Raw genomic sequence first — 24510 nt, 5'->3', positions numbered from 1 at the left:
ATTCCAGAACGCGATCTACATAGTAACAAATTCTTCGCCACTGGTAGGGTGAATAGCCACGCATGCATCAAAGTCAGCTTTCGTTGCGCCCATCTTAATTGCAACAGCAAAACCTTGCAGAATTTCGTCCATGCCATGACCAATACCGTGTAGGCCAACTACTTTTTCATCTTTACCTGCACACACCAACTTCATTTTTGTCATCTGACGATGGCGAGTCACTGCAGTATACATAGACGCAAAGCTTGAGCTATATACTTTAATATTGTCCTCACCATACTGCTCAATGGCCTCAGGTTCTGTTAAACCAATCGTACCGATAGGCGGGTGGCTAAAGACAACCGTAGGAATGAGCGAGTAATCCATGTGTGCATCTTTTTGGCCGTTAAACAGACGTTCACTGAGCAGACGACCTGCTTTAATCGCCACCGGAGTAAGCTCGGCTTCACCGGTAATATCACCTACTGCGTAAACGTTTTTCGCTGTGGTATTTTGATATTTATCCACTTTTACTGTTCCGTCATCACTAAGCTCAACGTCAGTGTTTTCAATATCAATATTGTCGGTAGATGGCTTACGGCCAATGGCCCAGATGAGGCAATCGGCCTTTATCACTTCGCCATTGGTTAAATGCACTGAAAGCTCACCATCGTCAGCTTTTTCTACTTTTTCCACGCTGGCATGGTCATGTAATTTGCAGCCTTCAGCGTGGATCATATCTACCAAGGTTTCATGAATAATGGGGTCGAAATTTCTCAGTGGTGCGTGTTTGCGAACGACCAGGTGTGATTCAGTACCCAGCGCATGAAGGACACCCGCTAACTCAACACCTATGTAACCTGCACCCACAACGACGGCGCGCTTTGGCTGCTCTTTGAGAGCAAAGAAACCATCGGAATCAATACCGTACTCAGCACCTTCGATATCTGGAATGATTGGGCGCCCGCCAACGGCAATAGTGATATGGTCAGCGGTATACTTTTCCCCGTTTACCTCTACCGTATTGTTATCGATAAACTTGGCAAAACCGCGAATTAGCGTCACGTCATTTACAGTGAGTACACGGTCGTAAGATGCGTGGATACGCTCAATGTAGGCTTGGCGACTAGCAATAAGACTGTCCCAACTAAAGTGATTTACCGATAAGTCAAAACCGTATTCTGGCGCATAACGGTGAATGGCTTCTGCAATTTGGGCCCCGTACCACATGGCTTTTTTTGGAACGCAACCAACATTTACGCAGGTTCCGCCGATGTCTTTTGCTTCAATGATGGCGGCTTTTTTGCCGTGTTTAGCCGCGCGATTGGCAGAGGCAATACCGCCACTACCACCACCAATGCAAATATAGTCAAAATGTGTCATACAAAAAGCCTTTTTTGTGGGTTAGACGAGTACAAACCTCTAAAAATTCTCTACGCCTTGATGAGGTTCGCTCGCGAAGCAACGTCGACGCCAGTGCGTATCATATAGAATAGTATTCTAGAGACCGGAACTTGCTTCAAGGAATTTCAGATAAATAATCAATGGGGATGAGTTTAACTGGATAAAAGACAAAACGAGATAAACTTTATGTAAGTTACCATCTCGCTTTGCCCGATAGCCTTTTATTCACTTTAGCTATTTATAGGTGCAGAAAGGTTTTCTGGTTCAATTTGAATACTAAACGCTTTACCGCGTTCTTCTTCAAAGTGAATCAGTTTTTGTATCGTTGCATCGCTAAGTACGTGACCTTCAGGAAGTATTAGTATATGGCTATCGTTATATAAGTTTTGCGCCAAAATCATTCCAGACTTTAACTGTGACGCTTTTAACGAGGTGGACAGCAATTTAGACGTCGTTACGTCTTCCGCCTCTAAAAGAAAGTCAAGAAACTCACCATCATAGCGGGTATTTCGGTGCTTTTTCATTTCTAACTTTGCGTCACGGGGGCTCATCTCAATACCGCTCATGCGGCCAGTCACATGGCGCCAATAGTCGCGCGCTATAGCGAGTATACGCGCTCCGGCGGGGATCTCTTTGGCGACTTTATTGTAAAGTCCTGAACCATTATAGTGTTCAAATTGAAACTCAATGATATCTGAAACTTGGTTAAGTTCGTGGGCAGGCGCTAAGATCAGCGCAGCTTGCTTGGTTTGCGACAGGTAATTTTGTTGCTGCTGATACTTAAGTTTTGAAAATGGCGCTTTAAAGTCTTCCGTTTCTAACCCTAAAAGCCCTAATTCACATATCAAGCCCGCGTAACGGACATTCTTTATTTCATCTTTTTCAAAACGAGCGATGCGCGCAATTTTTGAGGCAAGTTCGCTTACTTCAATAGCGAACTTGCCATCAATGTTCGGATTAATACTAATTACATTAAAAAGCACCTGTTCCATCGCAATATTGTGTTTTTCAATCTTGTTAAGGGCGGCCTTTATTTGACGCGTGCGTTTTTGAACAACTTGTTCTAGGGATGCATTAACATCCTTTAACTTTTTATTCTGTAGTCGAGTCAGTTTCTGAAGGCGTAAATTTTCTGTTTTTAATTTTACCCTTTCTAGCCCTTCTTCAACGACCGCGATTAGCTCTTGATTATCCCATGGCTTTTGCAAATAGCGATGGATCTTGCCTTGGTTTACTGCCTTGATAGTTGACTCTATGTCTGCGTAGCCGGTGAGTACAACACGAAACGTTTCAGGGTAATTAATGGCTACTTGCTCTAATAGCTCAGCCCCGGACATCTGTGGCATCTTCATGTCAGAAATAACCACGTGAACTTCGGTTTGACTCATTAGCTCCAAGGCTTTTGCACCGCTGTCAGCAAGAAGCAATGTAATATCCATGGTAAATAGCGCGCGTTTTATCGCACGGAGTATGTTGGGCTCGTCGTCAACAAATAGTACCGTGTAGGTTGTTGCTTTTACGTTAGGCTCTGTCATAAATAATAATCCTTTTGCACGACACTATAATTGTTGTTTAAAGCAAAGCATAAAATCACTGATAACTCGCCCATTATTCGTGTTCTCCCTCACTATTGTTGTTTGACTCACCTGAGTCAATAGGAAGCATAAGAGTAAACGTACTGCTTTCACCTTCAATGCTAGTTGCACAAAGCGACCCCCCATGCTCCTGTGCAATGCCAAAGGAAATAGAGAGACCTAGCCCTGTACCTTGACCTTCAGGTTTGGTGGTAAAGAATGGGTTAAAAAGTTTATCTAGATGGCTAGCTGGAATACCGCACCCTGTATCTTCTACGCGAAGTTCAACGAAGTTGTTCACCGTACAAGTAGTGATGACAATTCTTCCATTTTTACCCGTTGCCTCAATTGCTTGTCCCGCATTGATTAATAGATTCGTAATCACCTGTGAAATTTTGCCCACGTTCATTGTTACATCTGGCACTCTGCCCAAATGGGTTTCTACTGTGCAAATATATTTAAGTTGATTGTTAACCATGGCTAACGTGGTACGAACACAGTCGTTGATATTATGCTGTTGCATTTGGTCGCTATCAACGCGCGAAAACAATTTAAGTCCTTTAACAATTTCAGCAACCCGATGAAGCCCTTCCTGCGAGTCAGCCAATAGTTCTGATATGTCTTCATTAATAAACGTCATATCCTGATTGGCTAGCATTTTTTCAAGCTCGCTAAGCGCAGTGTTTCTGGTTTTTTCATCCTTTGCTTCAAGCGCTGCGTTTATCTGTGAAAAAATCATTTGATACGTAGCAACATACTCGCTCAACGTGGCTATGTTGCTACCAACAAAGCCAACAGGGTTGTTTATTTCGTGCGCCACGCCAGCTGCCAACTGACCCACTGAAGCCATTTTTTCCGCTTGTAGCAACTGAACTTGGGTCTCTTTTAAGTCTTTATTTGCTTCCTGTAATTGGAAGTTTTTCTGGTTTAAAAGAGAGGTTCTATCTTGGACTTTCTCTTCAAGTAACGTGTTAAGTTCTTTCAACTCGTCTTGCGCACGTTGTTTTTGCTCATTTTCTTCTTTTAAGCGCTCAACCAATTGGTTAAATGCCTCTGCCAATTCACTTAATTCGTCTTTACCACGAACAGGTACAAACACTTCTTTGTAGTCATTGCTTTTGACCGCATCGCCTAAGTGTTTCGCACCCTCGTGTAATTGACGAAGCTGCAACATTAGGAATGAGCCAAGTAAGTATGAACAGAGCCCAACTAAGATAAATTCAAGTAGCGCTAGCGTAACAGTCCAGTTCTTAACTCGCGACACTGACTCAGTAACTGAAGCTATGTTCAACCCAATTTCTACATATCCGTAAAGCGTGTTGCCTACCATGATTGGAGCACGAGTATCATAAATACCATCGCCAGCTTCTGACACTGAATTATCGGCAATAAAATCACGGCTTAATGCTTCTTGATTGCCTTTTTCTACAAATATATTGCCATCCTTATCTTTAACTTTTACATAGGCGATATTGGGGTTAGTCAGTATTTCTGAGACATCGGCATCAAGCGATGCTAAGTCATAACTTAAAAATGCGTTCTTGGTTGTCGAAACAAAGAGTGACACTGTGGTGTCGGCAGATTTTTTTACATTGTTATCGACGAGATCGTTTAACAGTTGAAACACAGTAACGAGTAGTACTAGAAGCAATAAGGCTGCTATCGATGCTACCCCTGCTATAGTTTTTGTGCGTAATGAAAACTTCATGCTCAGTCTACTCATAGGTGAGGCCTAGATAACGATGCAATCCCGAGTGCCCTTACATCATCCCAGTCCTTGTCGTCAGACGCGGTAAAACCACTTAAGCCAATATTCTTCAAAAGCAATGATTTACTTGTGTCGTTAGATACTGCTATTAACGCATTAAGAATAGCTTGTCTGTCGGCTTCTGCCATATTTGGGTGGGTCACAATAGGGTGGGGTGTGTAACCCTCGCTTGTCCAGAGAACTCGCAAATCCTTTCTTACATTCTCTGGCAACGTATTAAGAGTGCGCATAATACCACCCCCGGCACTGAAAAAGTTACGTTGTACAGCAAGATAAACGGAGTCATGTGAATTAACATACCGTGGGATAAACGGGATATCGTTGTTGCGAAGGTGCGCGCTTGTAATAATAGTCGCAGCAAACGCTGCGGGCGCAGGGAATGCGATCTCAGCGCCTGCTAGATCATCGATTTCTTTGATCGGGCTGTCTTTGCGTACGACAATTAAGCCACGTATTTTCTTGTCTTTCTGATGGACTATCGAGCGATAACCCGGTGATTCATTGAAGACCACAAAATGATAGGGGTTGATGTAAGCTAAATCATATTTGCCTTGTGCTAAATCAGACTCGAACGTAGGGATGTCTTTAGCCGTCTTAAACTCAATATCAAGGCCGGTGAAATTACTAATGTAATCAATTAACGGCTGCCATTTCTCCGCCATTTTTTTCGCCGACTGTTGCGGCACCACACCGATGGTTATAGGGTCTGCACTCAAAGAAAAACTGCTCAGCAAAAAGCAAACAGTCACAAATACACATCGTAGATATAGACCCATACTTATTCCCTGTAGGTGATATTACATTGACATAAACTGTTCTAATACAACAGTTAAATCGTGGTTAGAAAACGGCTTTTGAAGCGTTGCATCTGCTCCGATATCAAGTGCACGCTCTAAACTCGAATCATCAAGTGCTGAAATAACTACTATCTTTAGATCTCTAAATTTCGACTGCTCTCTTGTGAACTCGATGACGCTGTAACCATCCATTCCAGGCATACTCAAATCAAGCGTCATAACTTTGGGTTCGTACTGACTTAGCATTATGCCCGCCTGAAACCCACCCGTTGCAATGTGAGAGTCAAAACCTGCACGTCTGGCAACGCGCTGAATAGATTTAGCAACTGGCATCTCGTCGTCAACAATAAGGATTGAAGATGATGCTACACCTTTCAAGGCATCTGGTATGGGCATCTCATGACGCTCTAAAAACTCTACAAAGTCTTCAACTAATACGCGATTATTGCCGCGTCCGGGAAGCTTAAAACCCTTGAGCTTGCCGCTTTCTATCCACCGGATAACGGTACGGAGATTCACATCGCAGTAGGACGCTATCTCACCTGACGTCAACGTTTTCATATCATGGCCTTGTTGTTTTATTAATCAAAATTATAGTATGAGAAGTAGGGTGAGACAAAGTAGACAAAAGGATGATATGTGACAATTGCGACAGAGTCTTGGTTTGCTCGCATAGTGCAAATTGAGTATCACGAACGCCTGATCCTAACACTAACAATAGAAGTAAAACCGAAGTAGATCAATTAGAGGCTCAACAATGGCTTGCTTTTACCCCGTGAAGCCCCATCATTATTTTATCAAAGCGTAAAGAGTGAAAAGATTATGACAACCCCTGCAATTGAGATGGTCGACGGCCTACCTATTTTTTCTGCTATTGAACCTGAATCAATCAAGCCTGCAATCGAAAAAGCAATTGAAGCATGTAAAAGTGAGATAGAAGAAGTTGTAGCATCGAAAGATTATTCTTATGAAAATCTTGTGCTGCGATTAGAAGAAGTAGACGACCGCTTAAGCAAAATGTTCTCACCCGTGTCGCATATGAACAGTGTGGTGAGTAGCGACGCGCTTCGCGAAGCTCACGATGCCTGCTTGCCCTTGCTATCTGAATATGGCACCTGGGTTGGTCAGCATGAGGGGCTGTACAATGCTTATGCCGAGCTCAAAGCATCGGAGGAATTCGACACACTGAGCGAAGAGCAGCAGAAAGTGATTGAGAATGCTGTTCGTGATTTCACGCTGTCTGGTGTCGCGCTTCCCGAAGACCAAAAGAAGCGCTTTGCCGATATTCAGGCAAAGCTCAGTGAGCTATCGTCGACATTTTCTAATAACGTGATGGACGCTACTATGGGGTGGACTAAGCACGTTACAGATGAAGCCGAACTTGCCGGTATGCCAGAATCAGCTTTAGAAGCCGCAGCGCAAGCGGCGCATCAAAAAGATTTGCAGGGATGGTTGTTTACATTAGATATTCCTTCTTATCTGCCAGTTATGCTTTATGCGGATAATCGAGACCTGCGCGAAGAAATGTATCGCGCTTATTCTACCAAAGCGTCAGAGCAGGGCCCGAATGCAGGCAAATGGGATAACACTGATATCATTAAAGAAACCCTGATGCTTCGCACCGAACTTGCTGAGCTACTCGGTTTTAGTAGTTATGCGGAACGTTCCCTTGCCACAAAAATGGCTGACTCTACTGACCAGGTTATCGGTTTCTTGCGCGATTTGGCTGCAAAATCTAAACCTCAAGCCGAACGTGAGCTAGAAGACGTAAGAACGTACGCTAGTGAGAAACATGGAGTGACAGACTTAGCTGCTTGGGACTTACCTTACTACAGCGAAAAACTGAAGCAGGAAAAATACACCATTTCTGATGAAATGTTGCGCCCTTACTTTCCTGAAGACAAAGTATTATCAGGTTTGTTTGAAGTGGTGCATCGCCTTTATGGCCTCAAAATCATTGAGCAGCCTGGTATTGATACTTGGCATAAAGACGTTCGCTACTTCACCATTACAGACGACGCCGATGTAATGCGCGGTAGTTTTTATCTAGACTTATATGCTCGAGCGAAAAAGCGCGGCGGCGCTTGGATGGACGAGTGTCGCGTTCGCCGTGAAAAGGTAGATGGTGAACTACAGCTTCCTGTTGCGTACCTTACTTGTAACTTCAATGCACCAGTGGGAGATAAGCCAGCGCTTTTCACTCACGATGAAGTGGTGACCTTGTTCCATGAATTTGGCCACGGTATCCATCACATGCTCACTAAAATGCGTGTTGCGGGAGTTTCTGGTATCAATGGCGTTCCATGGGATGCGGTAGAATTGCCTAGCCAGTTTTTGGAAAACTGGTGCTGGGAAGAGGATGCTCTCAACTTTATTTCAGGGCATTACGAAACCGGTGAGCCGTTACCGGCTGATTTATTAGAGCGGATGCTGGCGGCAAGAGACTATCAATCTGCAATGCAGATGGTGCGACAGCTTGAATTTAGTTTATTTGATTTCCTATTACACAGCGAAAAAGGCAGTGAAGTAAACGTTCAAGCCACTCTAGACAAAGTTCGTGAAGAAGTAGCGGTTGTTATCCCTCCTTCATTTAACCGCTTCCAGAATAGTTTTGGGCATATCTTCGCGGGTGGTTACGCTGCGGGTTACTACAGCTACAAATGGGCTGAGGTACTCTCTGCAGACGCTTACAGCAAGTTTGAGGAAGACGGTATTTTTAACCGCGAAACAGGCAAAGCGTTCTTAGAACATATACTAGAAATGGGCGGTAGTAAGCCTCCGATGGATTTGTTTGTTGCCTTCAGAGGACGTGAACCTAAGGTCGATGCACTTCTTCGCCACAGCGGTATAAAGGGCTAAGCGGCTATGGCTGAGTCTTTTCAAACTATTTACCGCCGAGCGTGCGAGCGCAAAGGCGGCGAGAGGGTGCTTGAAGCAATGCTTCGGGCACCTCTTACTAAGGCAAACGTTGAAAAAATCTCAGATGACCGTTTTTTGGCAGCTATGACCAAGCAAGTCTTCAAGTCTGGATTTGTGTGGCGTGTAATCGAACAAAAGTGGCCTGACTTCGAAACTGTATTTTTTGGTTTTGACGTGGATAAAGTGTTGTTGATGCCTGATGAAATGTTAGAGCAAAAAGCATCTGACAAACGCATTGTAAGAAACTATAAAAAAGTCACAACCGTTCGCGATAATGCCATGATGATTAAAGATGTCGCCCTCGAATACGGCAGTTTTGGGAAGTTTGTCGCGAGCTTCGAAAAAGATAACATCACAAGCTTGTGGGAGTTTATGAAAAAGCGCGGCGCGCGGCTTGGTGGAAATACCGGCCCCTATATGCTTCGGGCGTTGGGTATTGATACTTTTTTATTTTCTCGCGATGTCGAGGATTACCTGAGAAAGCACGATATTGTTAACGGCGGTTTAACATCAAAAAAATCATTATCCTCAGCGAACGCAGCCTTCGCGCAATGGCATCGTGAAAGCGGGCGTTCTCTTCAAGAAATAAGCGCTATCGTGGCGTTCAGTTGGGGAACCAACAATAGGCCAGTCTAGAGAAAAAGGGGCGCATTAAGCTTAATGCGCAACTCGGGCATAAAGCTTTTGCTTGGCAACACAATCCTATACACTTCAGCATTAAGAAAAATATTCAAACTACAGGACTGTCATGAGCGACAATCAAACTCCCGCTACGCAAGTAGACACTGCAACCGAGCAAACAACGCACTTCGGTTTTAAACAGGTCGATAAAGGCCAAAAAGCGTCTTTAGTTGCTAATGTTTTTGATTCAGTAGCGGCGAAGTACGACGTCATGAACGACCTTATGTCGATGGGTGTTCACCGTTTGTGGAAACGCTTCACTATTGATTGTAGCGGTGTGCGTGCGGGCAATAAGGTATTGGACATTGCAGGTGGCACTGGCGACCTTACGGCAAAATTCTCTCGCCTGGTAGGTCCAACGGGGCGAGTTACCCTTGCCGATATTAACTTGTCTATGTTGAAAGTAGGGCGCAATAAATTGCGCGACCGCGGCTTGGTTAGCAATATTGATTACGTTCAGGCAGATGCTGAGGCACTGCCGTTTCCAGATAATCACTTCGACGTTGTAACAATGGCATTTGGCTTGCGCAACGTTACAGAAAAGCAAAACGCGCTTAATTCAATTTATCGTGTACTTAAGCCCGGCGGTCGGTTGTTAGTTCTTGAGTTTTCAAAGCCAACTACTGAGCAGTTGAGCAAACTTTATGACATGTATTCATTCCATATTCTGCCAAAGATGGGACAGCTCGTTGCTAACGATGCCGAAAGTTATCAGTACTTGGCGGAAAGTATCCGTATGCACCCTGATCAAGAGACATTAAAAGGTATGTTCGAGGAGGCTGGTTTCGAGCAATGTGATTACCAAAACCTCACAGGCGGGATTGTTGCGCTGCATAGAGGGTATAAGTTTTAATGCCTACATCTGCGCTAGTGGCCGCTGCTGCTGAATCGGTAATCAATAAGATCTTGTCTTTGGATGAAGATAGTGAGACGAGGTTGAAGCCTCTTCGAGGTGCAAGACTTACCGCATTTGTATCGCCGCTTCCCTACGGTATAACGCTGTCATTTTCTGACCGTATCGATGTGCTCACTGAGCAGGGAACCTTCGAGGAAGCCGTGGCGTCTATAGGGCCAAAAGATTGTTGTATTAAAACGTCACTTCAAACACTACCCGAACTCAAAGAAACCAGTCAGCTTACTCGACTTATCCAGCAAAAAGCGTTGGTACTAGAGGGGGAGCTAAATGTAGCTCAACAAGTAAGCGCGCTTTTTCAACAGCTTGATATTGATGTTGAAGAGATACTGGCACAGAAAACCAATGACGTGGTTGCTCATCAAACTGTGAAAACAGTAAACGCAGTGCATGAAAAAACAATGAAAGCACTGGCTTCCATGGGGCAGGTGCTAGGCAACGCCATGGTAGAGGAAAAGCAGCTAGCTGCTCACAAGCTTGCGGTTATGCATTTCAGTGATGAAGTGAACGAGCTTCGTGATAGAGCAGAAAATGCAGATGCGCGGCTACGCCAGTTAGAAGCAAAGATAAAGCAAGACTAATAGAAACAGGCTCATAGATGCGTATTGTTAGGTTTTACCGAATTAACAAGGTACTGTTGGAACACGGTTTAGACGAGTTGATTCCAGCGAAGTGGTTACCCTGGTACGCGCGAGCAATGCGCCATACTATTTTTTGGGTGAGAAATAAGCATAAAGGAAAATCTGCCGGAGAGCGTATCACTCTTGCTCTTCAAAACCTTGGCCCAGTATTTATAAAGTTCGGTCAAATGATGTCTACCCGCCGTGACCTGCTTCCTCCGGCCATTGCAAATGAACTGGCACGTTTACAAGACAAAGTGCCGCCGTTTTCATCAGATGCTGCACAAGAGATTATTAAGCAGGCATTGGGGCTTTCTGATTTAAGCGAGTTATTTAGCGAGTTTGAAACAAAACCGTTAGCGTCCGCCTCTATCGCTCAAGTTCATGCGGCTAAGCTCAAGCACAACAACGAAGACGTTGTGGTTAAAGTACTACGACCAGATATACGCGATACCATAGTAGCCGATATGGAGCTATTGTTTAGCTTGGCTAATGTATTGCAGCGCTGGCTCCCCGACGGTAAACGGTTGCGCCCGGTAGAAGTGGTTGTGGAATACCGCAAAACGATAGTTGATGAACTTGATTTGCTGCGAGAATCAGCAAATGGTATTCAGCTAGGGCGCAATTTCGAAGGTTCTGATGCGCTGTATGTGCCGAAAATTTACAGCGACTATTGCCGCAGTAACGTGCTTGTAATGGAACGTATTTACGGCCTGCCTATTTCAAATATCGACGCCCTGCTCACACAAAATACCAACATGAAAAAATTGGCAGAGCGAGGTGTAGAAGTATTCTTTACCCAAGTTTTTCGCGACAGTTTTTTCCATGCTGACATGCACCCGGGCAACATATTCGTATCTACGGAACACCCTGAAAACCCAAAATATATTGCTATTGATTTTGGCATTGTGGGAACCCTTAATCGCGAAGATAAACGTTACCTAGCTGAAAACTTTATAGCGTTCTTCAATCGCGACTACCGCAAAGTCGCGCAGCTTCATGCTGATTCAGGCTGGGTGCCGCAAGATACCAACATCGATGAGTTTGAAATGGCCATTCGCACAGTGTGCGAGCCTATCTTTCAAAAGCCCCTTGCTGAAATTTCTTTCGGCAACGTACTGTTACAGCTATTTAATACAGCGCGTCGTTTCAATATGGTTGTGCAACCCCAGCTTGTGCTGCTGCAAAAAACCTTGCTCTATATCGAAGGGTTGGGTCGACAGCTTTATCCTCAGCTCGATTTATGGAAAACAGCGAAACCGTTCCTCGAAAACTGGATGAAAGAGCAAATTGGCTTCACAGCGATGATGGGTAAAGTAAAAGATAACTTGCCGTTTTGGTCAGAAAAACTGCCTGAAATGCCTGATCTGCTTTATGACAGTTTGCAGCAGATGAAGCGCCTGCCTTTACAGCAACAAAGAGCGCATTTGGCACTGCTTCAAGAGCAGAAAAAGACAACTCAGACCACTCATTTAAGTGTGGTGGGTGCCACCTTTGTGCTCACATCCGTTATTCTACCTACTTACGGTTTATCATGGTATTTCCCTGCATTTACTGGCCTGATAGGCGCAGTTTGCTGGTTCTTAGCTTGGCGTAAAGGGCTCTAGTTATTGTTACGTTGGGGTGAAATATTTATGAAATCCGTTGTTTAGTGATTAATTTGTATAGTAATCGTCCCGAAGAGTGTTATAGTGTTCTTGGCTCTTAGCCAATGTCTTTAAATAGACGCGATTTTGTATTATTTGCTATATGTTAAAACCGCTCGAGTTACCCTGTAATTTGTTGTAAGTTGTTTGTCCATTCGTAAGTAAGACCCAATACTCCGCCAATTTAAAGACTTTAAAGAAACTAAGTTACACGCGCTTATGCGCAATTTAATATGATATTTGAGGTCTATACGACATGTCTAAAGTTACAGGCACAGTTAAGTGGTTCAACGCTGATAAAGGTTACGGTTTTCTAACACAAGATAATGGCGGCAAGGACGTATTCGTTCATTTCCGTGCAATTATCTCTGACGGTTACAAAACGCTTCCAGAAGGTCAGCGAGTAGAATTTGAAGTTGAAGAAGGTCAAAAAGGTCTTCAAGCTGCTAACGTGCAAGCTATCTAAGAATTCAAAAACGGCGGTCATTAGACCGCCGTTTTTCTTTCAGCAACACCCAAAATTTTTCTTCTCCCCAGCTTTGATATTCTCAAATCAATTACTACGCGTTTTATAGCAAGCCACTTCTTAATCCTTAAATACGGCCCACAAATATTGCGTCTCGATAGGCTTTAATGCTTTACTCACCGTATTAGCTAACTTCTTCAAAGTTACTCTTTTATGGAGAGCACCATGCGAATTATCGTTTTCTTGCGAGTTTCACTGTTAATTTCAATTTTCGTCTTTACCGCGCAGTCTGCTAACGCAGAACCACAGTCCCAACCTGAGCCTGTGCAGCACAGTGATGGAAACATACTAGCTGTCGTTTTAGGTCAAAACGTTACTCGCGACGATGCGATGCCTAATGAAAAAGAGCAAAAAGAAATAAAAGAGCAGGCTAAAGAAAATTATAACGACATGCTTGATTATGTTGTTCGTGTAAATGCTTCGACAAAAATTTATGAATTGGTTCTAGAAGACTACGCGGCAAAAAAGGGAATTGAGCTTAACCAAACTCTCGTTACTAAATTTACGGAAAAGTTTGCCAATCAGATGTCTGAGAAAAATAGCAGTAAGTCAATTAAAGAGATTGCAGAAAAACAGGTCATGCAGTTTCAAACTGAAAAGGTCCTGTTCGACGAGTTTGGTGGCAAGGTGATATTTCGTCAGTCTAACCCGCAAATGCCGATTGATGCATATAAGGCCTTGCTCAACCGCTATCGTGAAAATAATCAATTACAGATAGTAGACAGTGCGCTAGAAGAGGCATTTTGGAATGTTTTTACTCCGCCATTTCAATATGAAATTGCACCAGAAAATGTAGACTTTACTCAGCCATGGTGGCTGTAGTGCGCGGGATGAGAGAAATATATGAAGCCAGTTAACGTCGAAGCCTTATCAATCCTTTTTATAAGAGCAGCATATCTTTATGCGTAATGATAAAAGTAAAAGCATCGACGGGATTGATAAAGCCATTTTAAGGTTACTTCAAAACAATACAGAAACGCCTGTTGCAGAAATCGCAGATCAAGTAGGGTTAACAGTAACGCCCTGCTGGCGTCGCATTCAAAAGCTTGAAGAGAAGGGAATTATTTCAAAGCGCGTTGCTCTGTTACAAGCTCGGCAGCTCGGCCTTACCATGACCGTCTTTGTGCAAGTGAAAGCAGGTCGGCACGATGGAAAGTGGCTTGCTTCGTTTGCTAAGCACGCCGCATCTTTTGATGAAGTTGTAGAATGTTATCGCATGTCAGGAGAGTATGATTACTTACTTAAGGTACTGGTTACTGACATGGATTGCTTCGACCATTTTTACAAGCGCCTAGTTAACGGAATAGAGTTCTCAGATGTCACATCGAGCTTCGCTATGGAGCAGATAAAGTACACGACGGCAGTGCCGCTGAGCCATCTTTAATCGTCAGAACACCAGTGACAAACAAAAGAAGAAAAGAAAAAACGCATATTAAAAAAATAATGGCTTAAATTACCATTAGAAAGGCAAAAAAATGGGGCCGGTTTGACGGGCCCCATATGAATTAATGATTTTGGTCTTCAACGTGCTGTTCGGCGAATATCTTGGATTTCTTTTTGATTTTACATCCTAAGATACGCTGCGCATTCTTTCTGCCGATGTAATGAGCTACAGGGTAGGGGTGCGCGCGCTTGAAGAACCGTGAGATTGAATGGAAAACATTTTCCATAAGTTGGCTCCTTCTAGTAAAAATTGCCCCACTTAAAATATAGTAATGTTACAGTTTGATGTCAACACTTATCTTCGTTAAGGAATAACGACGCCATGCAGAACGAGCTCTTTGCACAGATTTCGTTAAATCAAACAGTTACCATTTATTTTTATACTTTAGTTTAAGAAAAAGATCAGTTTTTACGCTTTTAGCTAAAATATTTGAGGAAAATAAATGAGAATACGTGAAGAGAGGCTAAAAAATATATAATCGATAATACAGCTGGAAAGAAAGTGAACACCATTGTTTTCCAATGATGCCCACTATTACTTTAATTTATTAAACTAACAAGGAGGTGTGTCACTAAGACATACACGGGCCTCAATAGTAAGAAAGCTTTTCTGATTTACCAGAAAAGATCTTATACACCATGGCCGTGTAGGCCAGAATAATAGGCACAACAATGACCACGCCAACAAGTAAAAAACGTAGAGAGTTTGCGTCACTGAGCGCATCCATCACTGTCATCTGTCCAGGAATGATAAACGGATAGTAGCTTATGCCGAATGCGGCGAAGCAAAGTAAAAATACGAGTAGAGCAATAAAGAACGGAAGCCATTCGCCTTTACCTTGCGCGTCAGGTAGTTTCTTAAGCAACACACCACAAAGTGCTAAAAGCGCGAAACACGTTACCGGGATGGCGAAAAGTACATACCCCCAAGGTGCAGACAGCCATAAGTCTCGCACGTCATCGTGTAAGGTTAGGTTAGCGATACTTACTGCGACAATCCCAACAGCCAGTATTCCCAAACCTCTTCTCGCCCAGTAATAGGCTTTTTGCTGAAGCTCACCTTCCGTTTTAAGTATGAGCCAGCACGAACCAATAAACGCATAGGCTGCGGTAACACCAAATGCTGCAAGTAAGGCGAAGGCTTGTGCCCAGATATCTGTGCGAAGCCCCGTTACGTAAATACCTAACATATAACCTTGCGCTAGTGTGGTAAGCAACGAGCCGTACTTAAACACCAAGTCCCATTTTCGCTTTTTCACCTGCACAACCTTGGCGCGAAAATCGAACGCTACGCCGCGAAGAATAAGCCCTAACAGCATGAAGGTTGCAGGCAAGTACAAGGTTTGTAAAAACTCACTGTGGGCTTCAGGAAAAGCAATGAGTAACAGACCTATTGCAAGTACAAGCCAAGTCTCATTTGCATCCCAGTAGGGTCCTATGGACGCAATCATATCGTCTCTAAACGCTTCTGTTCTTGGTGGGATCAATACACCTACGCCTAAGTCGTAGCCATCAAGAATGGCATAAAGTAAAACCGATAACCCAAGTAGCCCCACGTAGATATTGCCGAGCATTTCTGCTGATACATTTTCAAACATGTTTGCTCTCCTTAAACCGTGGCAGGATCGGGATCGCTAGGCTGCATTTTAGCTTTCGCAACTTCCCGTTCCTCTGTTGTGATCTCTTCTATTTCAACAGCTCTTCTGCACATCAACATCAATGTGCCCATGTAAGCTATAAGTAGTACCGTATAAATAACCAAGTACAGGGTAAACGAGAGTGCTATGTTTCCAGGCGGCAACTGCGTAACGGCGTCAGCGGTTTTCAGTACGCCGCTCACCAAATAAGGCTGTCTGCCGATTTCGGTTACATACCAGCCTGCAAGCGTGGCTATCCAACCGCTAAACGCCATGCCAGCAAAGGTACGTTTAAGCCATAACGGGAAATCTTTTTTACGTAGCAAGTACAGACTGCCTATCCATGAAACCGCAAGCATTAGCATGCCCATCCCTACCATTACCCTGAATCCGTAAAATACCGGCGCAACGGGAGGATGTTCTCCTTCGAATTCATTTAGCCCTTTGATTTTACCTTTGAGCTCATGAGTAAGAATAAGGCTTGCACCATAAGGAATAGGAATTTCAAAGTGATTTTCTTTACTTTCCTCATCGGGAATGGCAAAAAGTAACAAAGGCGCACCTTCGGTGGTCTCCCACAGCCCTTCCATCGCTGCAACTTTTTGAGGCTGATGTTCAAGGGTATTTAAACCGTGCATGTCGCCGGCAAATATCTGAAGTGGTATTAACACTGCTGCCGTATAGGTGGCGGTTTTAAGCGCGAGTTTAGGCGCAAGCTTATCGTCGCCTTTAAGCATGCGGTACGCTGAGAGCCCGGCTATAAGAAAACTGGCCGTAAGCCCTGAGGCTAACATCATGTGAACAAAGCGGTAGGGGAAAGAAGGGTTAAAAATAATTTCCTTCCAGTTTGTTGCATACACCACACCGTCGACCACTTCAAAACCCTGCGGCGTTTGCATCCAGCTATTTAGTGCCAATATCCAGAAGGCAGACGTTGTAGTGCCCAGCGCAACGATGAGGGTAGACGCAGTATGCAGCCAGTTGGGGACCCGGCGTATGCCAAATAGCATGATACCTAAGAAAGTGGCTTCTAAGAAAAAGGCAGTGAGCACCTCGTAACCTAAAAGCGGCCCGGCGACATTGCCCACCTTTTCCATAAACCCAGGCCAATTGGTGCCGAACTGAAATGACATTGTCACACCGCTTACCACGCCAAGCGCAAAGCTAAGTGCAAACACACGAACCCAAAAACGATACATGCGCATCCATACAGGATGGCCCGAAGTGTTTGAGCGCAGTTTGAAATAAAACAAAAACCATCCCATTGCCATCGTGATGGTTGGAAATAAGATATGAAAGCTAATATTTAGCGCAAATTGTAAACGAGACAGCAAGAATGCATCCACAGAAGGCCCCCTTAGTTAACGCTGTTTTTTCCCGGAAGTAGCTTATCCTTAAGCTCAAGCATACGACCTACGCCAGAACCCAACTTCATTAAAGTGTTAAGCTTTTCAGGTCCAAGATTTTGAAGTTCTTGTGACCATGCCGTAATTGATTCGAGTAAATCGTGAATTTCGTTCAGTTTGTGTTGAGCGTTCGCCTCTTTTTCATTGGCTGGTGCGTCGAGCAAGAGATCCCGCAGCAAGCTCATAGTTGGGTCTATTTCCCGCTTTCTACGCTCTTCAAATACCCGATTAGCAAGCGTCCAGATATCGCCAGCGGGAATAAAGAACTCTTTTCTCTCCCCTGGTACTAAGTGCTGTTTTACTAAGCGCCAAGACTGAAGCTCTTTTAAACCCATACTGGTGTTGCCTCTGGAGATATTCAGAGCGTCGGCGATTTCTTGCGCTGAAATGGGTTCTTCATTCAACACAATAAGCGCAAGGATTTGCCCTACGGTTCTATTGAACCCCCAGCGACTTCCCATTTCGCCAAAATGCATAACGGCAGAAGTAATTAACGGCGTCATCTTCATTTTTATATTCCAGAAGTTTCAGAAATTACTGAAAGTTTATTGCGATAAATCAATAAACACAAGAGTAATTTAGGTTTGTGAGCTATTTTTAATTGAAAATTTAATGAATATTAATTAGAGGGCTTTAATAGATATCGCATGATCTTTGGTAAGTAACTTGTTATCGTTGCACGAATTTAATATTTACTACGAAACCTAGCTTTCCCCAATTTCTCGGCCAAGGCAATGCAACACAATATAGATAGAAAAAACACACAGCTTCAGAACTGTGAAGATGAGGCTATACATTTAATCGAAAGTGTTCAGAGCTTTGGGTATGTCATGGCAATAGACCCTGAGTCAAAAAAAGTTCAGGTGGTCAGTGAAAATATCAACGATCTTTTTAAGGTTGATATTGTACCCAACCAAACCCTTATTACCGAACTCATAGACGTCCCTTCTGCTGAAGCACCAACTTTCCAAACCATATATGAAACGGTAAAGGGCGGAAACACTCGCCGCGCATATCAGTGGAAATTTGCCAAAAATGCGCTTTGGCTTGATAGTTGGGAAAAAGAAGGTAGTGGGGTAGCATTTGACTCAAATGGCTTACTTGTCATCGAATTAGAACCTACACCGCAGCTTAGTTACGAAGCCGCCCAACAGTGGGTACCAATGGACGTAGATATACGTACCTTGTTACCTGACGTGGATGACTGTGAGTCAATCAACGATGTTGCTGATGCTATCGCTCAAGTGTTCAAGAGATACATTGGTTTTAGCTCTGTCATGGTTTATCAATTTGATAAAGATTATTGCGGAGAAGTTATAGGAGAAGCAAAAGCCGCTTCTTCGCGCTCTTTCAAAGGGTTAAAGTTCCCTGCATCTGATATACCGAGCCAAGCACGTGAGTTGTATTTAAAAAATAGAGTACGCTGTGTATTTGATGTAGAAGAGGCGCCAATTGGCTTACAACCACCAATAGCAGAATCGGGCCGTCCTCCCGTCAATTTGTCCATGTCGATGGTCCGCTCGGTTTCTCCGGTTCATATTGCCTATTTAAAAAATATGGGGGTTCGCTCTTCGTTTTCCGTTTCCCTTGTATTCGAAGGTAGGTTATGGGGTCTGCTGGCTTGCCACAATAATGAACCTAAATATATTGATCAGAAAAAGCGATTAGTATGTGAATCACTCGGTCATTTGTATGCCTGGCAACTGCATACAAAAGCTCTACACGAAAAGAAAGAGCAGTTTCAAACTCGTCAGCGTAAGCTAAATAATATTATTCATCAGCTAACAAGTTATCCAAACCCATTAGAGGCCATTACTCAAAAAGAAGCAGGCCTTTTGGACGTGGCCAATGCATCAGGAATGGCGGTTATAACGCCAATCGATAAATACTTAGTGGGCAGAACACCGTCTGAAAAAACCTTAACCAGGCTACTTAACAAGCTGGTTGTTACCAATTCGGAAGAGTCGATAGCTATTAATAAGCTGGGAAATGAAGTCACTGAAGACTGCGACCTAAACGGCATTCGGGGTATGTACATATCTTGTGTGTCGGCAAAGTTGGGGTATTACACCGTATGGTTCAGAGAGCCTAAAGACAAAACCATACGCTGGGCAGGTAAAGAAGCTGCCAAAAAAGACATTGGCAAATCACTCACTCCTCGCAACTCGTTTGATATGTACTTACAGAGCGTTGCTGACGAGTCAGTAGAGTGGACAGAAGACGACCAGCTAATTATCGAAGGCTTTGACCACTTATTTATTCCCTATGCACTTAGCCTAAAGGCATCTTTAGATAAGCAAATTAGTAAGTTGGAAGAACTAGATAAGGCCAAAGATCAATTCTTGGCAAGTATATCCCATGAGCTTCGTTCGCCGCTCAATTCTATCGTTGGCTGGACCGATTTGGCATTAATGGATGTTAAAAACGTTGAAAGAATGACTGACGCTTTAGGTGTTATAAAACGTGCTGCGTCAACTCAGGCGGCATTGATAAATGACATCCTAGACCTATCACGCATCATTTCAGGCACTATGAAACTCAGTATCCATTCGTTGAATATTGCCTCGTCGATTTCAGAAGTGGCAAAGTCTTTTGAGGCTGGGTTTGCAAGCAAGAATATTAAACTCTCCATAAATTGCGAAGACGAATACACCCAAATATTAGGTGATAATTTACGGATAAAGCAGGTTATTAATAACCTGTTAAGCAACGCCCTCAAGTTCACGTCTAAAGGCGGCACAGTACATGTTCGCGGCAAACGAGAACATTCTAACTATTTGTTCCGTGTGAAAGACAATGGAAAGGGAATGACACAAGAACAAGTAGCCAGAGTATTTGAACGCTTTTATCAAGGTAAAAACGAGCATAATAAACACGGTCTTGGATTAGGGCTGTCTATTGTGAAAAGCCTTGTGGAAATGCATGGTGGCGAGATATACGCTGAAAGTGATGGGCTAAATTCAGGCACCACATTTTTTGTTTCCATGCCCATTGCGCCGCTTAGCCTGCACGATGATATTATCGAGACCAAAAACACGGAAATTAGTGATTTGACCGAGTCTCTGCGACTCGACGGCTTGCGCATATTAGTAGCGGAAGACGAACAAGACGCAAGAGACTTCATTAAACTCTTTTTGGAATCAAATGGTGCTCGCGTCAACGTGGCGAAAAATGGTTTATTGGCATGGAAAGAGTTAAACGATATGCCAGAAGCATTCGACCTGTTGCTGTCAGATATTGGCATGCCTGAGATGGATGGGTTAGGTTTAGTTACTAAAATTCGCGCCAGCGAAGTTCCAGAAATTGCCAAGCTCAATGCAGTTGCGTTAACGGCTTACGCTTATACATCAGACAGGGTGAAAGCCCTTAAAGCAGGCTTTAATAACTATGTTTCTAAACCGGTCGATGGTGAAGAGTTACTGACTATTTTGGAAATGTATTTGCCAGAATCTGCTCATTAGCAAGTTAAAGCGTAAACGCTGCGCTAACGAGTTCTTGTTAGCGCAGTACATTGAGTACGGTAACTAACGCATAAACGCATTAACGCAAGCGCGTAAGAATGACGCGCAAAGATTAGCGCCTAACAGGGCGTCTTAAAGATTGCTCATGGTTACCGCGAGTAGACACCGCTACCAGCGTTGAAGCAGGCGTTGATAAGTCGTCTTGTCTAACAAAGACGCTCTGATCGAAGGTGTTTCGTCTTGTACCAGTGATGCCTGCGCTTGTTCCAATGATTCGTAAGCCTTGCCATCAATGAAGAACTTACTGTTTTTCGATGTAGGCTTCCCGTCGAGGGAGTATGAAGTAGCCAGGCTATCAGATGAACGTGTTATATCAGTATGACCGATAAAGTCAGCAGTACCATCGCCGTCAACATCTTTCGTTAACCAAGGCAATGAGAGAGGAGCGTTGAACTCCCCATTACTCTGCATGGAAGACACCGTTTCATTAAATCGTTCGATCATGCTTTTTGCGTCAGCAAGCTCTTTCCTAACTGCGAGCTGAAAACCAGTTTGTGCCAGCGGTTTTGCCGAATAATGCAATGTTTCTTCGTTATCATTTGCCAACAGAATATTAAGTTCTCGAGCGAGCAGTTCTGTGGTTAGCAGGAATGGCGCTCGATCATCTGCAAGCTGACGAAATGCATCAAACGTACTAGGGTTTCGCGACCATTTTATCTCTTTGAGTGTTCTGAACATGGGGGTATTGGCAAAGCGATTTTCAATGGCAACGCGATTATCTTTGAGGTGGGGAAATAGCCTTACGTTCTCTACCTCGGCGTTTTTACTTACGGCATATAAGTAGGCGGGCAGGTAGACATCAGACAAAAGTAAGTGGCTACTATCTTCCCCTAAGTTAACGTAAGCAAATTCGCCATCTAATTTCCCCGTTAAAACAGAACTTCCCAAAAAAGCATCGCGCATCACGCGAAGCTCGACGTCTAACTCAGCTTTTTCAAACACTTTTTTCAGTAAGTTATTAATACGAGCGGGCTCGCCGTCATCGCTGATGTAAGTCTCGAAGGATGAGGCGCCAAGAGTTGTGGGCGCAGCGTGAAGTTGCAAAATATTGCAGCAGTAAAGTACAAGGCTTACGCTCAAGAATAAAGCGCGACGAGTGAAAAAGGAAAGCGGGAAAGCGTTACATCTTGCCAAAAGTGGACTCCGTACTGCAACCATGCATTTTCTACACTCTAATGCAGTTAGCGGTTTAATTCCAATAAACTCACCATTCGCAAAATTAACAAAATGTAAGCGACATCAATATATTGCATATTGTGTCGCTAACTTGATAAGTGTGATTTTTAATTTGATAAGGAGCGTTTACTGTTTTAAACGTCGCCCAACCCCTAACGTAATGAGTAAGGGGTTGATACTATTGGTTTACTCGCCGAAGCTACCTGCGGGACCCGGGTAGACCACTACGCTTTCCACGCCATCTTTATTAACGCTGGCAACTCCGAAGAAGTAGTTGTCGATAACCACGTTCTCAAGTACCGCTTCAGTAACGTTACCCACGTATTTACTGAATTCCCATTGCGGAGCGTCAGTATGACGCCAATACACCTTGTAACCTTTGAGCTGAGGGTTTTGCTTCGCATCCAGAGCATCCCACTTAAGCGTAGTTGAAGGCTGCACAGCGCCCGCAATCTCTACATTAGCTGGTGGGTTAGGGGCCCATGCCATTGCTGCAAGGGAAACCGCATTTAATCCGGTAAGCTTCGCTGCGTAATCAAAATTAACGCCATCTAAGGTATCGCCATAGGCAATGCCATCTTCAACGCGAAGGTCTTGGTGCTGGCGGGTGTAGTTTTCGTTGGTTTCCATAATGCGAATGCCCGGATACCCCAAGTCATTAAATGGGCGGTGATGACCACCACGACCAAAGCGGTCTAAGCGATAAATCACCATGGTGTCTAAATTCTCAATGTACTTGTCAGCAATGTTATCAATATAGCGGGCAAGGTTGCGACTTGGCGAGTCAACTTCACCCCCTGTGAAACGACGCATACGTGCTTCTTTTTCCGTCTCAGTTACTCGCGTCCCTTCAGCAAACAAACGCGCGGTGGTGTTGTTAATTACACCGTTAACCCCTTCAATGTTGCCAATCATGTCATTATTTAAGACCGCTTTAATTCGCCAGCCGTCTTTTTTGGCTTGGTTTGCCATAATACGCCCGCCGAAAAGCCCTTGCTCTTCGCCAGATAGTGCTGCATAAACAATGCTGCCGTTGAACTTATATTTTGATAAAACCCGTGCAGCTTCAAGTGTTCCAGCTACACCCGAAGCATTATCGTTAGCGCCCGGTGAGTCCGAGGCGAAATCCATCACATCTGACACCCGTGAGTCGATATCGCCAGACATGATCACGTACCGATTAGGATCTGTGGTGCCACGTTGAATGGCGATTACGCTAACAACCTCTACTGGGTCGGGAATACGCTTCTCTCCGCTAATCACTTCAGACTGATAGTACACCTCTAAGCAGCCACCACATTCAGCCGAAATCTTGTCAAACTCAGACTTTATCCAACGCCGTGCCGCGCCTATGCCACGAGTATCAGACTCGGTTTCAGAAAGAGTGTGACGAGTGCCAAAGTTGACCAGAGTAGTAATGTCTTTCTCAATGTTTTCGGCAGAAACGTTTTTGGCTATATCGTAAAGCGCTTGTTGCTGTTCGGTTTCTGCATTGGCGACAAAAGAGGCGGCAGTACTCAACAACATAACTGATACTATTCGGCTGGTTGTTGGTCTTATTTTAGTTAGTGCGGACAGTTTTTTTATCATTGTTTTCTCCAGTGTTTATCTTTTCACCATAACGAATACGGTAGAAACGTACAATTAGAGTAAACGTGTGTAATGGTTGGTTATCGCAAGTAATAAAAGATGAACGTTAAGTTCGAATAATTCGGTGATTAAAACGGGTTCAAATAGACAATAAAAAGCCGGCGTCTGCCGGCTTGTAGGATATGAGACTGCGTTAGTGTTTAGATAAACGCAAACGCGTCACCAAACAGATTCTCTACTTTCAAACCGCGCTGAGTAAAATCATCGCGTACAACTTTTGCCATTTCAAATCGACCGGCAACGTATACCTGAACGTTCGAGAAGTCAGCGTGGTCAGCCATCACTGCATGATGCACCCAACCCGTTCTGCCTTTCCACTCGTCGCAAGCAAATTCAACAACGGGAACAAAAGTAAAGTGGTCGTTCGCATCGGCTAATGCGTTAAGCTCTTCAGCTAAATATAAATCTGCGGCATGCTTCCCGCCCCAGTAAAGCGTAACCGGGGTCTTGTCGCCATTTTTCAGGTGCTCTTGTAAAATTGAGTAGGTATACGAGAAACCGGTACCACCCGCAATTAACACTATTGGCAAGCCGTTGCTTTGCAAAAAGGCGTTACCGTTACCCACATTCACAACAATTTCACCTTCTGCGCGCATGCGTTCAAGCACTTCACCTGCATAGCTGTTGCCCGGCTCGGCACCAATGTGTAGCTCGATACGGCTATTATCAAATGCGGCATTGGCAATAGAGAAAGGGCGCATATCTTTCTCGCCCATTACTACCATAGCGTATTGGCCTGCTTTGAATTCAACTGCACTTTCAGGCGTTAACTCAACTTTTTGTACCACTTCTGTTAAAGGCGTGATGCTTGCAACCTTGCATTTAATCTCTGACATGTATTCTCTTCTAA

20 protein-coding genes are annotated in these 24510 nt (G+C 44.0%); 9 read left to right on the top strand and 11 right to left on the bottom strand.

Annotated features, from left to right (window positions below):
- Positions 1 to 15 precede the first annotated feature (15 nt).
- The 5 genes from gorA to GVO62_RS11010 form a co-directional block, all read right to left on the bottom strand.
- Positions 16 to 1362 carry a glutathione-disulfide reductase gene (gene gorA / locus GVO62_RS11030; RefSeq protein ID WP_159119291.1) on the bottom strand — a complete coding sequence of 449 codons (1347 nt, stop codon included), beginning with the start codon at positions 1360 to 1362 and terminating at the stop codon, positions 16 to 18.
- Positions 1363 to 1613: 251 nt separating this feature from the next.
- Positions 1614 to 2918: a response regulator gene (locus GVO62_RS11025; protein ID WP_159119290.1), complete on the bottom strand. Its 1305-nt coding sequence runs from the start codon at positions 2916 to 2918 to the stop codon at positions 1614 to 1616.
- A 73-nt stretch (positions 2919 to 2991) separates the two neighbouring features.
- Positions 2992 to 4665 carry a HAMP domain-containing sensor histidine kinase gene (locus GVO62_RS11020; protein WP_159119314.1) on the bottom strand — a complete coding sequence of 558 codons (1674 nt, stop codon included), beginning with the start codon at positions 4663 to 4665 and terminating at the stop codon, positions 2992 to 2994.
- Between the two features lie 11 nt (positions 4666 to 4676).
- Positions 4677 to 5501 carry a phosphate/phosphite/phosphonate ABC transporter substrate-binding protein gene (locus tag GVO62_RS11015; RefSeq protein ID WP_159119289.1) on the bottom strand — a complete coding sequence of 275 codons (825 nt, stop codon included), beginning with the start codon at positions 5499 to 5501 and terminating at the stop codon, positions 4677 to 4679.
- A 21-nt stretch (positions 5502 to 5522) separates the two neighbouring features.
- The gene (locus tag GVO62_RS11010; RefSeq protein WP_159119288.1) at positions 5523 to 6083 is read right to left on the bottom strand and encodes a response regulator; all 561 of its coding nucleotides are present in this window, start codon (positions 6081 to 6083) and stop codon (positions 5523 to 5525) included.
- 261 nt (positions 6084 to 6344) lie between these two features.
- On the opposite strand from GVO62_RS11010, the gene prlC reads away from it, so the two are divergent.
- The 8 genes from prlC to GVO62_RS10970 all read left to right on the top strand — a co-directional run bounded on the left by prlC (position 6345) and on the right by GVO62_RS10970 (position 14211).
- Entirely contained in the window at positions 6345 to 8381 is a 2037-nt protein-coding gene (prlC, locus tag GVO62_RS11005) for an oligopeptidase A (RefSeq protein WP_159119287.1), read from the top strand.
- A 6-nt stretch (positions 8382 to 8387) separates the two neighbouring features.
- The gene (locus tag GVO62_RS11000) at positions 8388 to 9077 is read left to right on the top strand and encodes a DNA-3-methyladenine glycosylase I (RefSeq protein WP_159119286.1); all 690 of its coding nucleotides are present in this window, start codon (positions 8388 to 8390) and stop codon (positions 9075 to 9077) included.
- A 112-nt stretch (positions 9078 to 9189) separates the two neighbouring features.
- On the top strand, positions 9190 to 9975 hold the full coding sequence (gene ubiE, locus GVO62_RS10995) for a bifunctional demethylmenaquinone methyltransferase/2-methoxy-6-polyprenyl-1,4-benzoquinol methylase UbiE (protein ID WP_159119285.1): 786 nt from the start codon (positions 9190 to 9192) through the stop codon (positions 9973 to 9975).
- Positions 9975 to 10616: a ubiquinone biosynthesis accessory factor UbiJ gene (locus GVO62_RS10990; RefSeq protein WP_159119284.1), complete on the top strand. Its 642-nt coding sequence runs from the start codon at positions 9975 to 9977 to the stop codon at positions 10614 to 10616. Before ubiE ends, GVO62_RS10990 begins: the two co-directional genes overlap by 1 nt.
- Positions 10617 to 10633: 17 nt before the next feature.
- Positions 10634 to 12262: a ubiquinone biosynthesis regulatory protein kinase UbiB gene (ubiB, locus tag GVO62_RS10985; protein WP_159119283.1), complete on the top strand. Its 1629-nt coding sequence runs from the start codon at positions 10634 to 10636 to the stop codon at positions 12260 to 12262.
- A 295-nt stretch (positions 12263 to 12557) separates the two neighbouring features.
- The gene (gene cspE / locus GVO62_RS10980; protein WP_012519905.1) at positions 12558 to 12767 is read left to right on the top strand and encodes a transcription antiterminator/RNA stability regulator CspE; all 210 of its coding nucleotides are present in this window, start codon (positions 12558 to 12560) and stop codon (positions 12765 to 12767) included.
- 225 nt (positions 12768 to 12992) lie between these two features.
- Entirely contained in the window at positions 12993 to 13649 is a 657-nt protein-coding gene (locus tag GVO62_RS10975; RefSeq protein WP_159119282.1) for a hypothetical protein, read from the top strand.
- 79 nt (positions 13650 to 13728) lie between these two features.
- Positions 13729 to 14211 (top strand): Lrp/AsnC family transcriptional regulator, encoded by a 483-nt coding sequence (locus GVO62_RS10970; RefSeq protein WP_105932218.1) that lies wholly within the window; start codon positions 13729 to 13731, stop codon positions 14209 to 14211.
- Between the two features lie 649 nt (positions 14212 to 14860).
- On the opposite strand, the gene GVO62_RS10965 is transcribed toward GVO62_RS10970, so the two are convergent.
- Genes GVO62_RS10965 through GVO62_RS10955 form a run of 3 tightly spaced genes read right to left on the bottom strand, consistent with a single transcriptional unit; the run spans position 14861 to position 17822 of the window.
- Positions 14861 to 15868: a cytochrome d ubiquinol oxidase subunit II gene (locus GVO62_RS10965; RefSeq protein ID WP_159119281.1), complete on the bottom strand. Its 1008-nt coding sequence runs from the start codon at positions 15866 to 15868 to the stop codon at positions 14861 to 14863.
- 11 nt (positions 15869 to 15879) lie between these two features.
- On the bottom strand, positions 15880 to 17253 hold the full coding sequence (locus GVO62_RS10960; protein ID WP_159119280.1) for a cytochrome ubiquinol oxidase subunit I: 1374 nt from the start codon (positions 17251 to 17253) through the stop codon (positions 15880 to 15882).
- A gap of 11 nt (positions 17254 to 17264) precedes the next feature.
- The gene (locus GVO62_RS10955) at positions 17265 to 17822 is read right to left on the bottom strand and encodes a GbsR/MarR family transcriptional regulator (protein ID WP_120963335.1); all 558 of its coding nucleotides are present in this window, start codon (positions 17820 to 17822) and stop codon (positions 17265 to 17267) included.
- 225 nt (positions 17823 to 18047) lie between these two features.
- On the opposite strand from GVO62_RS10955, the gene GVO62_RS10950 reads away from it, so the two are divergent.
- Positions 18048 to 20774, top strand: a complete 2727-nt coding sequence (locus GVO62_RS10950) for an ATP-binding protein (protein ID WP_159119279.1) — start codon at positions 18048 to 18050, stop codon at positions 20772 to 20774.
- Positions 20775 to 20942: 168 nt separating this feature from the next.
- Here GVO62_RS10950 and GVO62_RS10945 read toward each other — a convergent pair whose 3' ends face one another.
- The 3 genes from GVO62_RS10945 to fre form a co-directional block, all read right to left on the bottom strand.
- Entirely contained in the window at positions 20943 to 21968 is a 1026-nt protein-coding gene (locus GVO62_RS10945) for a substrate-binding periplasmic protein (RefSeq protein ID WP_159119278.1), read from the bottom strand.
- Positions 21969 to 22196: 228 nt separating this feature from the next.
- Positions 22197 to 23537 carry a M28 family metallopeptidase gene (locus tag GVO62_RS10940; protein WP_236547134.1) on the bottom strand — a complete coding sequence of 447 codons (1341 nt, stop codon included), beginning with the start codon at positions 23535 to 23537 and terminating at the stop codon, positions 22197 to 22199.
- A gap of 263 nt (positions 23538 to 23800) precedes the next feature.
- Positions 23801 to 24496 carry an NAD(P)H-flavin reductase gene (gene fre, locus GVO62_RS10935; protein WP_159119276.1) on the bottom strand — a complete coding sequence of 232 codons (696 nt, stop codon included), beginning with the start codon at positions 24494 to 24496 and terminating at the stop codon, positions 23801 to 23803.
- Between the last annotated feature and the right edge of the window lie 14 nt (positions 24497 to 24510).

This window comes from Alteromonas sp. KUL150, from assembly GCF_009811475.1.
Lineage (GTDB): Bacteria > Pseudomonadota > Gammaproteobacteria > Enterobacterales > Alteromonadaceae > Alteromonas > Alteromonas gracilis.
Note: the sequence above shows the minus strand (reverse complement) of the source record. Positions and strands in the feature narration are given on the sequence as shown.

Coding starts and splice junctions, on each gene's coding strand:
- GVO62_RS10940 (WP_236547134.1), bottom strand. CDS start 23,537: ATGTTGTTGAGTACTGCCGCCTCTTTTGTCGCCAATGCAGAAACCGAA.
- GVO62_RS11015 (WP_159119289.1), bottom strand. CDS start 5,501: ATGGGTCTATATCTACGATGTGTATTTGTGACTGTTTGCTTTTTGCTG.
- GVO62_RS10955 (WP_120963335.1), bottom strand. CDS start 17,822: ATGAAGATGACGCCGTTAATTACTTCTGCCGTTATGCATTTTGGCGAA.
- ubiB (WP_159119283.1), top strand. CDS start 10,634: ATGCGTATTGTTAGGTTTTACCGAATTAACAAGGTACTGTTGGAACAC.
- GVO62_RS10990 (WP_159119284.1), top strand. CDS start 9,975: ATGCCTACATCTGCGCTAGTGGCCGCTGCTGCTGAATCGGTAATCAAT.
- cspE (WP_012519905.1), top strand. CDS start 12,558: ATGTCTAAAGTTACAGGCACAGTTAAGTGGTTCAACGCTGATAAAGGT.
- GVO62_RS10950 (WP_159119279.1), top strand. CDS start 18,048: ATGCAACACAATATAGATAGAAAAAACACACAGCTTCAGAACTGTGAA.
- GVO62_RS11000 (WP_159119286.1), top strand. CDS start 8,388: ATGGCTGAGTCTTTTCAAACTATTTACCGCCGAGCGTGCGAGCGCAAA.
- fre (WP_159119276.1), bottom strand. CDS start 24,496: ATGTCAGAGATTAAATGCAAGGTTGCAAGCATCACGCCTTTAACAGAA.
- GVO62_RS10965 (WP_159119281.1), bottom strand. CDS start 15,868: ATGTTTGAAAATGTATCAGCAGAAATGCTCGGCAATATCTACGTGGGG.
- gorA (WP_159119291.1), bottom strand. CDS start 1,362: ATGACACATTTTGACTATATTTGCATTGGTGGTGGTAGTGGCGGTATT.
- GVO62_RS10970 (WP_105932218.1), top strand. CDS start 13,729: ATGCGTAATGATAAAAGTAAAAGCATCGACGGGATTGATAAAGCCATT.
- GVO62_RS11010 (WP_159119288.1), bottom strand. CDS start 6,083: ATGAAAACGTTGACGTCAGGTGAGATAGCGTCCTACTGCGATGTGAAT.
- GVO62_RS11020 (WP_159119314.1), bottom strand. CDS start 4,665: ATGAAGTTTTCATTACGCACAAAAACTATAGCAGGGGTAGCATCGATA.
- ubiE (WP_159119285.1), top strand. CDS start 9,190: ATGAGCGACAATCAAACTCCCGCTACGCAAGTAGACACTGCAACCGAG.
- prlC (WP_159119287.1), top strand. CDS start 6,345: ATGACAACCCCTGCAATTGAGATGGTCGACGGCCTACCTATTTTTTCT.
- GVO62_RS10975 (WP_159119282.1), top strand. CDS start 12,993: ATGCGAATTATCGTTTTCTTGCGAGTTTCACTGTTAATTTCAATTTTC.
- GVO62_RS11025 (WP_159119290.1), bottom strand. CDS start 2,918: ATGACAGAGCCTAACGTAAAAGCAACAACCTACACGGTACTATTTGTT.